We start from the raw sequence: 14,743 nt of genomic DNA, 5'->3' as shown, positions 1-14,743 counted from the left end.
TTTTATACCTTTAATAGAAACAAAAGAAATAATATGAAAAAGGTATTTTTTTTCGCTTTTCTTGCATTTGGATGGATGCAACAAGCACAAGCACAAGAAGTAAAAACGGATATTGAAATTGTTAATGAGATTAAAACGGTTTTTATGACAGTTAATGCAGATCGTTTTCATGATTTAAAAGATTTTGATTGGAGAAGACATTTAACCGAAGTTTTTAGAGATATTCCAGAAGAAGCTACCATTGGTATTCGTGTCAATATTGGAGCAAAGCAGTTAGGAAACGATGTAGCCACATTAAATAACAGAATGTCTTTACAAGAAATAGGCCCCGCTAGAAATAGAGAAGCTATGTTGCGCAGAGTAGTATATAACGTTCAAGATTTTATACAAGATGAGCAGCAGGGAAATAATATTGAAACAAAAGATATTCAGAATGCAGAAAAAAAGAAAAGGTAATACCTTTTCTTTTTTTTATATAGTTACATGATATACATCACTATTGTTTCTGGTAATGTTTAAAATTTCAAAACCACCATCTTCTGGAATAATTTCCACCAAATCAAAAACCAAACAACCTTTAGGCAAACCTTTAAAAATTAAAGTAAACTCTAACGGATTATTAAAAGGAATCAACGTCCATTGAGGGGCATAACTAATTCCTTCAGCAAAAAGTAATTCGTGTTTTTTGCCAGAAGTTCTATCAATTAAATAGGTACTTCTCCAAATACGAGCTGCATCGCCAAAATCAACAGCATGAATAGCACAATGTACAATTACTTGTTTTTCTTCGTTTATTGCTGATGAAATGCTGTGTTTTAACTCTTTGCATATAACAATTTCCTCTTCTAATAAAACACCCATAATTATTATTTAAGTTACAAATTTACAAAAAAAAAATTATGAAAATTGTTTGGAAAGTGTATTCGATTTACATAACAGTATGTTATATTTGTTAACTTATTATTGTGATTTTATGAAAAAAATTTACTTAGTGTTATTGTTTTTGTGTGTAAACATGTGTTTTGCGCAATATTATAAGCAGCATTATATCGCACCAGCCCCATGGCAATATTGGAACGATGCTAACGAGATTGTAATTGGTACAGTTGAGCCTAATACTAATGTAACAGTTGAAATAACCAAAAGTGATGGTACTTTGGTTACAAATTTTACGGTTACTGAAAACAATCCAGTATCATATCGTTTTTTAGGAGCTATTGCAACTTCAACAAAAAATCCTTTAAATACTATTGAAAATGCCAAAGGATTGATTGTAACAGCGAGCCATCCGGTCATAGTAAACGTTAGAAATATTGCTTCTGATGCACCTGGTAGTACTGTGGCCAATATTAAAGGAAATGCATCTTTAGTGAGTTTTGGTGCGGAAGGTCTAGGGTTAGAATTTAGAGTAGGCTATTATAGAGCTTCTGTATTGGGGTTGAATATGAGTGCTCCTATTTATAGTATTATGGCAACTGAAGATAATACTAGTGTACAATTACCTACTAGTAACATTACATTAAATAAAGGTCAAAGTTATTTGTTTAATGCACCATTAGGGTCTTTAATAAAAGCGGACAAATTAGTGGTGATGAATACAGGTAGCTATGGAGATACTCCTCAATTGTGTGGTTTTAGTGGTCAAGATGGTGAAGATGGAACTTTTGATCAAATTGCGCCTATTCAATCTTTGGGAAATAAGTATTTGGTTGTAAGAGGCGAAGGTACAGCACCAACTCCACAACAAGCACAACAAGGTTTTGGTTCAGAACAAACAACAGTGGTTGCCTCAAAAGATAATACTGTTCTTAATATACAGCATTTTAATGCAAATGGAACGCCTTTTGGAGCTTCTTTCCCTATTAATTTATTTAATGCAGGAGAAAGTTTTACATTTTATCATGGTAATGGTAGAGACTTGTTTTCTTCCACCCTTATTACATCAGATAATAATGTTATTGTATATTCTGGAACTGCTGTTGATTGTGAAACTGATATTTCCACTGTATTACCTATCGGTGGATGTTCCGGATCTTTAAATATACAAACTAAGAAATTTATTAATTATAATAACGGTAATCTTCCATATTTTGGTTTTTGCGTAATAGAAAGTAATACAGTACCTGTTTTTGTAAACGGACAAAATATAGAAGTTGTTACAGGTAATTTGCGTGTTCCTATAGGTACAACGGGGTTTTATTTAATAACTTTTAATAATGTTCAAATTGCTAATCCTTTAAACTTAATTATTACTTCAACAATGCCATTAACTACAAGTTTGGTGCAACAAGGTGGAGGGTTTTCTATGTCGGCATTTTTCTCATCTTTTGGTGAGGCTGCCAATACACCTGTTTTTGCAAAACGAAATAGTGATTGTAGTGTAACATTAGAAGCTGATTCTGGTTTTAGTCAATATGTTTGGTATAAAGATGGAGCTAAACATCAAACAACTACTAAAAATTCATTACAAATAACAGAAACAGGAAGTTACTCAGTTCAAGTTATGAGAGATTGTGGCTTGTCTGGAGTTTCTACCCCTTTAGAAGTTAAGGTTGACCCTTGTTCTGATCTCGAAATGATCAAAGAACGTACATTTCAAGATAATTTAGATATAACGTTTACTTTAACAGTTACCAATTTAAATCCACATTTTACCGAACCAAATGCAATTGCTAAAGATGTGTTGCCAAGTGGTTTAATTTATGTTTCTTCGTCTGCTACAAAAGGGTCATATGATAGTACTTCTGGTACTTGGACAATTGGTTCGTTAGCACCTAATCAAAGCGAGGATCTTATTATAAAATGTAAAATTGGTGGTTCAGGAGATTATTTGAATACTGGTACAGTAACAGGAGATTTTGAAGATACTAATTCAGGTAACAATAAAGATACTGCTACTGTAGAAGCTTTTGTTGCTGATATTGATGCAATAAAAGATGATAATGCGGATTTTTATAAAAATGATGACTATTTAAATTATACTATTAAAGTTGTCAATAAAGGACCGCAAAAAGCGATTGCTGTGTTGGTTGAAGATCCAATGCCACATCAAACAACAGAAATGACATGGAGTGGTAATGGAAAAACAGGAACAGGAAATTTATCAGATATTATTGATATTTTGGAAGTACATCAAGAAGTAATTTATAATGTAAAACTTCGTGTGCCAGCAGATCATATTGGAGCGTTTGTTAATACGGTAAATATAGGTTCTGAATACATTGTTGATCCTGTTGTGCCATGTACAAGATGTTCTGATTTAAATATTCCAGAGTTTGAAATCCCTAAAGGAATTTCGCCTAATGGAGACGGTGCTAATGATTATTTAGATTTGTCAAATTATTTTGTGAGTAAAATTATTATCTACAATAGATACGGTAGAGAAGTTTATACTAAAGAGGATTATAAAAATGAATGGTTTGGACAAGACAATAATGGCGGAATGTTACCTTCGGGTACTTATTTTTGTTCTGTTTACGTTTTAAAAAGACCTTATAAAACAGGGTATATTCAAGTACTTAGAGAAGTTAAATAAAAATGTTAATACAATACAAAAATAATGTAAAAAGATATGTAACATTTTTTAGAAAGTAGCGTCTTATCATTGTTAATAATAAAAGATTAAGATAATAAAAATAATTTGTCGATTTTATCAGCTACTATTCAATGAAAAAGGTTTTACTTTTAATTTTTCTTATTTTGAGCAATATTGCGATTGCTCAACAAGATTGTGATACAGCATTAAGTATTTGTGGTAATTCAAACATTAATTATTCCCCCATTGGTTTTGGTAATGTTAATGAATCTTTAGGTGGTTGTTTAGCTCAAGGTGGAGAAAATAATTCGGTTTGGTACAAATTCCAAGTTGCAACTAGCGGTACTTTAACTTTTGTAATCGCACCTACGTCAGCTGTTGATTATGATTGGGCAGTTTATGGTCCTAATGTTACATGTGCATCTAAAGGAACACCTATACGTTGTAATGCTGCTGGAACGTTTGGTAACACTGGTTTGAATTTAACAAGTACAATTACAACAGGTGCTCCAGGATCAACCACGCCTTTTTGTAAATATTTAGATGTTATTGCAGGTGAAACTTATTATCTTTTTATTGATAACTGGGTAGGCGGTGGCTTTAATAGTATTGCTCCTTTTACTTTAACTTGGGGAGGAACAGCTACTTTGGCTGATCCATTTCTTAATAGTACCATAGCACCAAACCCTTTTGTAGCCCCTGGTGTTGCTGCTGCTAATCCTTCAGACCCTCGTGAAATTTTGGTTTGTACAGGTTCATTTAGTTTTGATTTTACAACGCTTTCAGCAGGAATCTTAAACAACAATCAAAACTTTGTTGTAACCTATCATTTATCATCAAATGATGCATTAACGGGGAAAAGTCCTATTGCATCGCCAGCAACTGTAACAGCTTCAACAGTTTATTATTATAGTATTAAATATCAAGATCCTAATGGAAATACAAGTTCTTGTAGACAAATAGGATCTTTTAAATTTATTGATAAATCAATTAGTGTTAATATAACTTCAACTTTAACACATCTTTGTCCAGGAGATACAGCTACTTTAACTTCTAGTATTGCAACAGGTAATACATGGTCTAATGGAGCTACAACACAATCTATTACAGTTAGTAATGGTGGAACCTATACATTAACAAATTCAAATGGAACATGCTCTAGTACAGCAAGTGTAAATTTAACATCTAGTATAGATCCTAATGTTCAAATTTCGGGTAATCTTTTAATTTGCGATACAACTTCTACCGTTTTAACTGCTACTGCTACTGGTACTACACTCACTTATTTATGGTCAACAGGGGCAACAACACCAAGTATAACAGTTACTAATTCTGGTAATTATACTGTTACTGTGAAAGATGGTGGTAATTGTTCTTTTTCTAAAACAGTAAGTGTCGTAAATAATTCATTAGTAACCGCTCAAAATGCAAGTTTAACTGTTTGTTCAACTTCGTCTCCTGCTGTCTTTGATCTTACCACGGCTCAGCCTTTAATTAGTACTATTGCTGGTGTAACATATAAGTTTTACCAAAATCAGGCCGATGCAATAGCTGCAAATACAAATACGATTGTAAATCCTGCTGCATATACATCAGCTAATACAACTGTTTATGTGTTATTGCAATTAGGACAATGTTCTAAAGTGGTTGCTTTACAATTGAATGTAACACTAACACCAGTTATTGTTTCACAACCAGCTAATAAATTGGTATGTGCTGGCAGCAGTACTAGTTTTTCTGTAAGTGCTAATAATAGTGTAGGGTATCAATGGCAGGTAGATACAGGTTCTGGTTTTACCGATTTAACCAATAATACAATATATAGCGGTGTAACTACCAATACCCTAACAATCACAAATGCTTCAAAATCATTAAATGGATATAAGTATAAAGTAATAGTTAAAAGTGGTTGCGTACCTAATTTAGAATCGGTTATAGTTACTTTAACAGTTCCTGAAGTTAGTATTAGTATCACTCAAAAAAATGTTACTTGTAATGGAGCAGCAAATGCAACAATAACAACAACAGTATCAGGTGGTAATACTCCATATACTTATTTATGGTCAAATGGAGCTACAACAGCATCCTTAAATCAATTAGCTCCTGGTACTTATACAGTAAAAGTAACAGATGCTAATGGATGTTTTGCAAATGCTAGTGTTACAATTACGCAACCTATTGTTTTAAGTGCTTCTTTAAAAAGTACCAATGTAAGTTGTAAAGGACAGAACAATGGAACGGCAGAGGTAACACCATCAGGAGGAACAGCACCTTATACCTATTTATGGTCTCATAATAATGCAACAACAGCAAAAGTAACAGGTTTATCGCCAGGTGTTTATTCTGTTGAGGTAAAGGATACTAATAATTGTAGTAAAACGGAACAAGTAACAATTACTGAGCCTAATGCATTGGTAGCCACCATTACTCATAAAAACAGTACTTGTTTTGGTAGTAATAATGGCGAGGCAATTGTAAATGTAGTAGGAGGAACAGCTCCGTATACGTACTTATGGAGTACAAGTGCAACAACATCTAAAATTAGTCAATTATCAATAGGTCAATATACAGTAAAAGTAACAGATGCAAATGGTTGTGTTACTAATAGTGCAGTAACTATTACAGAGCCTACTGTATTACAATTAGCAACAAATCAAGTAAAAGCGGGATGTAATGGTGCAACGGTAAATTCGGTAATTACAACGGTTAGTGGAGGTACAACACCTTATTCTTATGCATGGTCTAATGGCTTAACAACTGCTAATGCAGATAATATTAGTCCTGGTAGCTATGTATTATCAGTTACCGATGCTAATGGATGTAAGGTGAATCAAAATGTAAATGTAGTGCCTTTTACAAATATGGTTCTTACTCTTGATAAAAAAGATATTACATGTAATGGGGCTGTAAACGGCTCTATTACAGCAAATGTATCAGGAGGTAAAACTCCTTATGTGTATAGTTGGTCTACAGGTGCTACTACACAAACAATTAATAATTTAAATAAAGGTGTTTATACTGTAATAGTTACAGATGGTTTTGGTTGTTCTGAAACGCAATCAGTAACTGTTTTAGAGCCAACTTTGTTAACTGCAACGCATTCGCAGGTAAATGTTACTTGTTTTGGTGGAACAGATGGATCATTATCAGTAGTTCCAACTGGTGGTACAGCACCTTATAAATATACATGGTCTAATGGTGCGCAATCAGCTAGTGTAACAAATTTAACAGCTGGAAACTACACAGTTTTAATAACCGATGTAAATGGTTGCGCATATAATCATACTATGGTTGTAACTCAACCGGTTGATGTTGCTACACCTATCACATCTAGTCAGTTATTTTGTCTTAGTGCTCAAGCAACTGTAAATGATTTAGTTGTAACAGGTTCTAATGTAAAATGGTACAATTTCCCTGTAGGAGGTACTCCATTAAAAAATACCGATGTACTTTTATCGGGCAATTATTACGCATCGCAAACAATAAATGGTTGTGAAAGCGTTGCAAGAACAGGTATTCAAGTAACCATACAAAATACTAATGTTCCTGTAGGATTTTCTACACAAGATTTTTGTAGCCCATTTGTTCCAAAAATAGCAGATTTAACTGCAACTGGTTCTAATATAAAATGGTTTGATAAAGCAATAGGAGGGAATCTACTAAACTCTTCAACTGTCTTAGTAAATGGTTCAACTTATTATGCATCGCAAACTGTAAACGGTTGTGAAAGTACTAATCGTTTAGCGGTAAAAGTAACAATTTATCCAAATCAACCTATAACAACAACTAGTTTAGTTATTTGTGATGTTGCTACTTTACAAGATATTTCGCTTGATAGTTTTTCAAGTACACAATTAAAATGGTATGCCTCTGCAACAAGTACACAAGAGTTGCCAAAAACACAAGTACTGGTTTCGGGTACATATTATGTTAGCACTTTTACTAATAATATGTGTGAATCAGTTAGAAAACCAATTCAGGTATCAGTATCAACAAATGTTCCTGTACCAACGGTTACTGCTCAAAATTTTTGTGATAAAGCACTTATAAGCGATTTAGTAATTGGATCTTTACCAGGGGCTAAAGTATATTGGTACGATTCTTTTCAATCAACCACTCCGTTAGCTGCATCAACAGCTTTAAAAAATGGAACTTATTATGTAGAGCAAGAAATAGTGCCTTGTAAATCGGCAAGAGTTGCTGTAGCAGTACGTATTTATTCAACTACAGCGCCTGTTATGACTAATTTTGTTTTATGTGATGGTGCTACAGTAGCCGATTTGTACCTTGCAGGAAGTACTAATCTAAAGTATGTTTGGTTTGTAGATAATGTTTCAACATCTTCATTACCTAGTAATTATGCTTTAACAACGGGATATTATTATGTTGCTATAGACAATAATGGATGTATTTCTAATAGAACAAGTGTACATGTACAAGTAAATTCAAGACCAAGTGCACCAACAGGAAGTGCAGTTCAAAGTTTTACTCATCAAGCAAAAGCTTCTGATTTAGTAATGAACCAACCAAACATTACCTGGTATTTAAGTTATACAGATGCTATTAATAGAATGAACGCTTTAAATGCCAATGATTTATTAGTAGATGGAACTACTTATTATGGAGTAATTATTGATGCTAATGGATGTCCTAGTTACCCTACAGCAGTAAAAGTAAATATTACTTTAGGCGTTAATAATTTAGATCTTGATAGTTTAAGATATTACCCTAACCCAATTGATAATGAACTTACTATTTCATATCATCAAAAAATTGATCAAGTTGAAATTTATAGTATAACGGGTCAGCGAATATTTAGCCAAAAGTTTGATGTTGAATTGGTAAAAATAGATTTTTCAAGATTTAGCTCAGGTGCCTACATGGTAAGAGTTAGCTCGGAAAGTCAGTCACAATTTGTGAAGGTTATTAAGAAGTAGAATTATTAATCTAAAGTAAATAAATAAAAATGACTTGAAATTTCAATAATTCAAGTCATTTTTTTATCATAAGAGGACTGTAATGTTTATCAATGGTGAATTTAATTTTAAAACCTATACTTTGTCACTCGTTTTTAAAATATACTAAATAAAGCTAACCCCGTATCAAATTAATTGTAGATATAATAAACCACTTGTTATTTCTATTTTCAAAAACGAAAATATCTCCTGATCCGCATAAACCACCACAATATATTCTGTAATAAACTGCAGCGTATTTTCCAGAAAAACTTACTTTAGAAAATTCAACAACCAAATTCGATTGATATTTCTTATTTATTTGATTCCAACCTTCATTGATATCTTTTTTAAAGAAAGATTCAAAATTACGTTTATTAATTAATTTCAGTTTGAATTGTGGATTAATAAAAGAGTCTATTTTAATACTATTTTTCGATCCTTTTAATAATCCTAATAGTGCCAATCTTAAATTTTCATCAGAATTGTAAACTTTAATTAGATTTTCATCTAAATAACTATCCATATAATCAGGTACACCATTTAAATTAGCTTTTAACTCCAATAAAACATCACTACTCTCAACATGCTTTACTGTTTTACTAAAAATCAAAGCTGTATTCTTATTAGTCCAGTTAATTTCCTTATCATTAAGTAAGATTGAATATATTTCATAATCTTTATTCTGAGAAAAAGTGTTTGCTATTAAACTAAAATACAATACATTAATAAATAAAATCTTCTTCATAATAAAAGTTTAAGACCTAATTAAAAAAACATTTTTTTGTTGCTTGTTTGTAAGAACAAAAGATAAAGTAAAAAAACAAAAAATCCTGTAGCAAAAGTACAGGATGTATTATTTATGATTTGTTAGCTAATTGTCCGCAGGCGGCATCAATATCTTTCCCTCTTGATCTGCGTACTTTTGCCACAATACCTGCATTATCTAACGCTTTTATATAAGCATCAATAACGGATGCATCGGCTTGTTGAAATTCACCATCATCAATTGGGTTGTACTCAATAATATTTACCTTACACGGTACATACTTGCAAAATTTTACCAATGCATCAATGGCTTTCTTATCATCGTTAATGCCTTTCCAAACCACATATTCGTACGTTATTTTACTTTTTGTTTTGCGGTACCAATATTCTAATGCTTCGCGAAGTTCAGGCAACGGAAAACTCTTGGTAAAAGGCATGATTTTATTTCGAGTTTCCTCAATAGCAGAGTGTAAGGATACGGCTAGTTTAACTTTTACCTCATCATCGGCCATTTTTTTAATCATTTTTGATACACCCGATGTAGATACAGTGATGCGTTTTGGAGACATGCCCAAACCTTCATCAGAAGTAATCTTATCAATGGCTTTCATCACATTAGGATAGTTCATCAAAGGTTCGCCCATGCCCATAAATACAATATTAGACAACGGACGGTTATGGTACAAACGACTTTCTTGATCGATAGCTTTTACTTGATCGTAAATTTCATCGGGTGCCAAGTTACGCATGCGTTTTAAACGTGCAGTGGCACAAAAGTTACAATCTAAACTACAACCAACTTGCGAAGATACACAGGCTGTGGTGCGGGTTTCGGTAGGAATTAAAACAGATTCTACAATTAAGCCATCGTGTAAACGTACCGCATTTTTTATAGTACCATCGGTGCTGTGCTGCATGGTATCTACCTGAATATGATTGATTACAAAATACTGCTCAAGCATTACACGCGTTTCTTTAGATACATTGGTCATATCTTCAAAACTATGTGCGCCTTTGCTCCATAACCATTCATATACCTGATTGCCTCGAAAAGCTTTATCACCTTGCGAAACAAAAAAGTCGCGAATTTGTTCTTTCGTTAAACTACGTATGTCTTTTTTTGTTGAATCCATGTTGCAAAGTTACAACAAAATCAACTATTTTAATAAATCTTGATTAAGCGGAGAAACAGTTTGTTCTGTAATTTTAGCTTTTGTTAAATACGCAACATTTGTTTCCTTAGTTTGGTTCACTGTTGATGTTCCTAATGATACAATAGCCGTTAAAACAAGTGTACATCCTAAAAAGCCAGTAGCTACAATTACATTTTTAAATTTAGTATTCATGATTATTAGTTAGTTAAGTTGGTTAAATATACAAATTATTTATAGTTACAAAAACTTAACTGTAAAATAATCTAAATTTTAACATTTTAAAAAAGCTATTATTAAAAAGCACTCATTTGTAAATGTTGCGTAATTTTGCAAAAAAAAGAACATGCATTTTATATCTGAAGATTTAGAAAACTATGTTGCTGCGCACTCTCAAGAAGAACCTCTTTTGTTGCAACAATTAAATAAAGAAACGCACCAAAAAATATTACAACCCCGCATGTTAAGCGGTCATTTTCAAGGTAGGGTTTTAAGCATGTTGTCTAAAATTATTTATCCCAAACATATATTAGAGCTGGGTACGTATACAGGTTATGCTACTTTATGTTTAGCCGAAGGTTTACAAAACGATGGTACTATTGATACTATTGATATTAACGAAGAATTAGAAGAAATTCAAGAAAAATATTTTAATTTATCTGATTACAAAGGAAGAATTTTTCAGCACATTGGAAATGCTACCGAAATTATACCTACACTCAACAAAAAATTTGATTTGGTTTTTATTGATGCCGATAAAGAAAACTATATTACTTATTGGAATTTAATTGTACCTATGATGAATAAAGGCGGTATTATTTTAAGCGATAATGTTTTGTGGAGCGGAAAGGTTTTGGAAGAAGTAAAGAAAAACGACAAATCGACCCCGATATTATTAGAATACAACAAAATGGTAAACAACGATCCACGTGTTGAAACCGTTCTACTACCCATTAGAGATGGTTTAACAGTTAGCAGGGTTTTGTAAATAAAATGGTTTTATCACTTTAATATGAATAAATTTTTTTTTGGTATTTTAAGTTTAGCGTTGTTTTCTTGTGGTAATATAAAGTCTATACATTACGGGCATGAAACTGGAAGTTTATGTTATAATGTTTTTTATAACAAGAATTTAAATATTAAATCATTTGATGGTGTAGAGTATCATGTTTATATGTTTTATAACAATAATGATTTCTTATACCTAACAAGTGATAATGGAATTCCAGGAGAAAATTATGACAATATGATGAAAATCATAAATAATGATTCTGTTGCATTTTATGAATTCATGTACAATAATAAATTACCACGATCAATAAAAGGAAAAGATGAAAATGGATATTATTATAATTATACTGACACAATTATTAATATTGGATACAGCAATGTAAAATCAAGAAAATCTAAAAGACATTTTGATTATATTATTAAACATCTACAGAAATGTAATAACAAATCAAACGATTAAACAGAATAATAATCTCAACAAAAAAACGCTTTCTAATGGAAAGCGTTTTTTTGTTGTTTATCTTTTAAGTTGAATTTATTATTAAAGTACTTAAATATAAAGTAAAATAAAGTACCCGATGCTAAGCCAAACAAATAACCACATAAGATATCTAACGGATAATGCAATGCTAAGTAAATACGGGTGTAAGCAAACAGCAACGGAAAAAAGAAAATAACCCATGCGTATTTGTAATACTTTTTCATGATAAGGAATATCAATAAAATAGACCCCATAGAGTTAGACGCATGCCCAGAAAAGAAACTCGGACTGTTGGCACCTCTTAAATAACGTAAATGTGGTAAAATATCAGGATCGTTCACTGGGCGTAAACGTGCTACTGCGTATTTTACTACGTTTGTCATTTGATCGGTAAAAACAAAAAATAAAGCCAACACCAATACCAATAAACCGAATTGTTTTAAGGAAATCTTTTTTAATAACAAGAAGATTAAGATCACAAAAAACGGCCACCAATTAATTTGATGCGTTATGTACATAAAAATAGGATCCCAAAAATCGGTTCCTAAATTATTTAAATAAATCAGTAGTTGTTGATCTTTATTAATGAGGCTCTCCAACATTATTTTTGACGTTTAATAGGTCCTGTCATGTTTTCGATATCTTCTTTAGCAGCATCAATTTCTTGTTGCACATCGTTCATCGGATTAAAATGATCCAAACTCATTGATTCTTTCATTTCATCGTACCCAATGTTCTTTTTAATATCGTCTAATCCAATACGTTTCTTAATATCTTCCATTTTAACCGCTTCTTTGATATCCTTTACAACACCTGTTTCATCAACACTTTTGGTTATTTCAGATTTAATTTCGTTAGAAGCACTTTTAAACTGATTGATCATTCTAGCTAATCCACGTGCCATTTCGGGAACTTTATCAGAACCAAAAAGCATTAAAATAACCAAAACAATCAATACCATTTCGCCTCCGCCAACGCCAAAAATAAAAAGCGAATGTGTGTATATGCCTAAAAACATGATTTTATTTTTTTATAAACTATGTGTATTCATAATTATAATTACAAAGTTACATAAAACTATTATTTTAAAACGCGAAGAATCTCTAAAAATTCGGTTGCTTTTTCGGTATACATCAGGCTAAGTTGCGTATCGGCAACTGTTTGGTATGAAGTAACTATTACCGGATCTTGTGCGATAAAGTATCCAAAAGCCATGTAATATTGCTCTGGAATTTGCAAACGTTGTGTGTAAAAATCTGACGGAAACTTATTTAAAAGCTTTTCTGCAAAAATATATTCTTGTTCTAAAGCTACTGCTTTTTCTAACATTTTGGTTCGTCCAGAAATAGCATTTACAATTAAATCAACAGGAATAATACCACCACCAGATGATGTTGCTGTGTGCAATCTGCGTTGTGCAGGTGTTAAACGTTTTACTTTACCAAAGCCTAAACTTTCACTTGTTATGGTTCTATCAATAACCAATTCATCTAAAACAGTATCGGCAAATTGCATAGGTACAAAAACCAACGATTTGTTCATATCAGTATAAGTTAATACTTTTTCACGACCTATTAAATGAATGGCAGAAATAACCAAAGTGTCATTAGGACTAGCTTCTATTGAAAAATAACCGCCTTTTTGTGTAGAAACTCCTTTATTGGTATTTACGTTTTTTACATAAATACCTTCTAAATCTCTTGTTTTAGCAACTACCTTTCCTAAAACTACTTTGCTTTGGGCAAAAGTGAAGTTGGTAAAAAGTACAAAAAACAATACTACAATATACGTAATGGTTCTATTCATAATGCAAAGCTATTGATTCTTTTAAAAGCATCTATGTTATTATAACGATTTTAACGATTAGGCAAAACGTTTTCTTGTTCTAAAAATTGAAACGATTTATCTAACAAATGCATACGCCATTTAGCTTCATCGTTTTGTTTTATGTACGAGTCTATTTCATAATCATCGTTCATATAATAATAAAATTTTTCTACCAACTCATTCGGGATTTTTAAATAATCGGTCATAATATCTCGTGGTAATCCTGCTACATACGGATTCATTTCGGTAGACTTTCTTGGAACAAAAGGCTCGCTTTTTTCTCCTCTTATTTTCCCAACAATCCATAAAAAAATCGCTTTAAAATCCATATTCATGTTAGGATTTGGGTTGGGGGTATTACTCATAATGGTTTTTCCATCAACCCCAAGCGATTTTGCTGTAATTTTTTGTACTTCAACAGTGCTTAATTCGGTATTAATAGGTTCTAAATAAATACGAACAATAGAAGCTTTTAAATCGGTGTTTTTAATTTTGTATTTTAATTGATAAAAATCGTTTTCGTTGACAACCAATTCATCTCCTTCATTCAAATTCATCGTTAAAAAGCCCGCTGTATCAGACAAAACACTTTCGTTTGAAGTAGTATTGATTACTTTTAAAGGAAAAACACCTACTTCATTAGCCATTAATCGAACTTTATAACTGTTTCTTTGTTGTGAAAACGCCGTTATTGATACTAAAATAATTAAAAAATAATAATACTTCATACTGTTTTATTTGATATGCCGTAAAAGTATCTGCTAAACTGTTAAAATATAAACAGCAACTTGATAAACAATTGTTAAATAAATAAGTTTGTAAAAAAACAAACGGCTTTGCATTAGAAACCATTGAAAAAGGATATTTTAGAACCGGTGAAGGTGAAGAAGTAAAACTTTTAATAAATTCGCAAAACAAACCTATTATACTGATTACAACTAACACAAACGAAAAAATTTATTATGCTGCTAAAGAAAAATCGAATCAAGAAATTTTCAATCAGTTAATTAAAGTC

Annotated in this window: 13 protein-coding genes; 5 read left to right on the top strand and 8 right to left on the bottom strand. The window is 31.8% G+C overall.

Annotation, left to right across the window (positions count from 1 at the left end; translation table 11 throughout):
• The first annotated feature begins 33 nt into the window (after nt 1-33).
• Nucleotides 34-456 (top strand): hypothetical protein, encoded by a 423-nt coding sequence (locus tag H1R17_RS00720; protein ID WP_163433101.1) that lies wholly within the window; start codon nt 34-36, stop codon nt 454-456.
• Between the two features lie 15 nt (nt 457-471).
• Here H1R17_RS00720 and H1R17_RS00715 read toward each other — a convergent pair whose 3' ends face one another.
• Nucleotides 472-861: a hypothetical protein gene (locus H1R17_RS00715; RefSeq protein ID WP_163433102.1), complete on the bottom strand. Its 390-nt coding sequence runs from the start codon at nt 859-861 to the stop codon at nt 472-474.
• Nucleotides 862-973: 112 nt separating this feature from the next.
• Between H1R17_RS00715 and H1R17_RS00710 the strand changes: the two genes are divergently transcribed.
• Both H1R17_RS00710 and H1R17_RS00705 read left to right on the top strand, forming a co-directional pair.
• On the top strand, nt 974-3,535 hold the full coding sequence (locus H1R17_RS00710) for a gliding motility-associated C-terminal domain-containing protein (protein WP_163433103.1): 2,562 nt from the start codon (nt 974-976) through the stop codon (nt 3,533-3,535).
• Nucleotides 3,536-3,666: 131 nt separating this feature from the next.
• Nucleotides 3,667-8,472 carry a T9SS type A sorting domain-containing protein gene (locus H1R17_RS00705; RefSeq protein ID WP_163433104.1) on the top strand — a complete coding sequence of 1,602 codons (4,806 nt, stop codon included), beginning with the start codon at nt 3,667-3,669 and terminating at the stop codon, nt 8,470-8,472.
• Nucleotides 8,473-8,626: 154 nt separating this feature from the next.
• Here the strand turns inward: H1R17_RS00705 and H1R17_RS00700 are convergent, their stop codons facing one another.
• The 3 genes from H1R17_RS00700 to H1R17_RS00690 form a co-directional block, all read right to left on the bottom strand.
• Nucleotides 8,627-9,238, bottom strand: coding sequence for a hypothetical protein (locus tag H1R17_RS00700; protein ID WP_163433105.1), 612 nt, complete (start codon nt 9,236-9,238; stop codon nt 8,627-8,629).
• A gap of 112 nt (nt 9,239-9,350) precedes the next feature.
• The gene (gene rlmN / locus H1R17_RS00695; RefSeq protein WP_163433106.1) at nt 9,351-10,391 is read right to left on the bottom strand and encodes a 23S rRNA (adenine(2503)-C(2))-methyltransferase RlmN; all 1,041 of its coding nucleotides are present in this window, start codon (nt 10,389-10,391) and stop codon (nt 9,351-9,353) included.
• A 24-nt stretch (nt 10,392-10,415) separates the two neighbouring features.
• Nucleotides 10,416-10,604 carry a hypothetical protein gene (locus H1R17_RS00690; RefSeq protein ID WP_163433107.1) on the bottom strand — a complete coding sequence of 63 codons (189 nt, stop codon included), beginning with the start codon at nt 10,602-10,604 and terminating at the stop codon, nt 10,416-10,418.
• Nucleotides 10,605-10,755: 151 nt separating this feature from the next.
• On the opposite strand from H1R17_RS00690, the gene H1R17_RS00685 reads away from it, so the two are divergent.
• Both H1R17_RS00685 and H1R17_RS00680 read left to right on the top strand, forming a co-directional pair.
• Nucleotides 10,756-11,397 carry an O-methyltransferase gene (locus H1R17_RS00685; RefSeq protein WP_163433108.1) on the top strand — a complete coding sequence of 214 codons (642 nt, stop codon included), beginning with the start codon at nt 10,756-10,758 and terminating at the stop codon, nt 11,395-11,397.
• Between the two features lie 24 nt (nt 11,398-11,421).
• Nucleotides 11,422-11,880 carry a hypothetical protein gene (locus tag H1R17_RS00680; RefSeq protein ID WP_163433109.1) on the top strand — a complete coding sequence of 153 codons (459 nt, stop codon included), beginning with the start codon at nt 11,422-11,424 and terminating at the stop codon, nt 11,878-11,880.
• 32 nt (nt 11,881-11,912) lie between these two features.
• Here H1R17_RS00680 and H1R17_RS00675 read toward each other — a convergent pair whose 3' ends face one another.
• From H1R17_RS00675 to H1R17_RS00660, 4 genes are all read right to left on the bottom strand, one after another.
• Nucleotides 11,913-12,503, bottom strand: a complete 591-nt coding sequence (locus H1R17_RS00675) for a phosphatase PAP2 family protein (RefSeq protein ID WP_163433110.1) — start codon at nt 12,501-12,503, stop codon at nt 11,913-11,915.
• Entirely contained in the window at nt 12,503-12,919 is a 417-nt protein-coding gene (locus H1R17_RS00670) for a twin-arginine translocase TatA/TatE family subunit (RefSeq protein ID WP_220458693.1), read from the bottom strand. The genes H1R17_RS00675 and H1R17_RS00670 overlap by 1 nt, the downstream gene beginning before the upstream one ends.
• A 62-nt stretch (nt 12,920-12,981) precedes the next feature.
• Nucleotides 12,982-13,707 carry a hypothetical protein gene (locus tag H1R17_RS00665; RefSeq protein WP_163433111.1) on the bottom strand — a complete coding sequence of 242 codons (726 nt, stop codon included), beginning with the start codon at nt 13,705-13,707 and terminating at the stop codon, nt 12,982-12,984.
• Nucleotides 13,708-13,757: 50 nt separating this feature from the next.
• Nucleotides 13,758-14,456 carry a hypothetical protein gene (locus tag H1R17_RS00660; protein WP_163433112.1) on the bottom strand — a complete coding sequence of 233 codons (699 nt, stop codon included), beginning with the start codon at nt 14,454-14,456 and terminating at the stop codon, nt 13,758-13,760.
• Nucleotides 14,457-14,743 lie beyond the last annotated feature (287 nt).

The sequence above is a fragment of the Flavobacterium sp. xlx-214 genome, assembly GCF_013874595.1.
Taxonomy (GTDB): domain Bacteria; phylum Bacteroidota; class Bacteroidia; order Flavobacteriales; family Flavobacteriaceae; genus Flavobacterium.
This window is presented reverse-complemented; position numbering and strand designations above follow the sequence as displayed.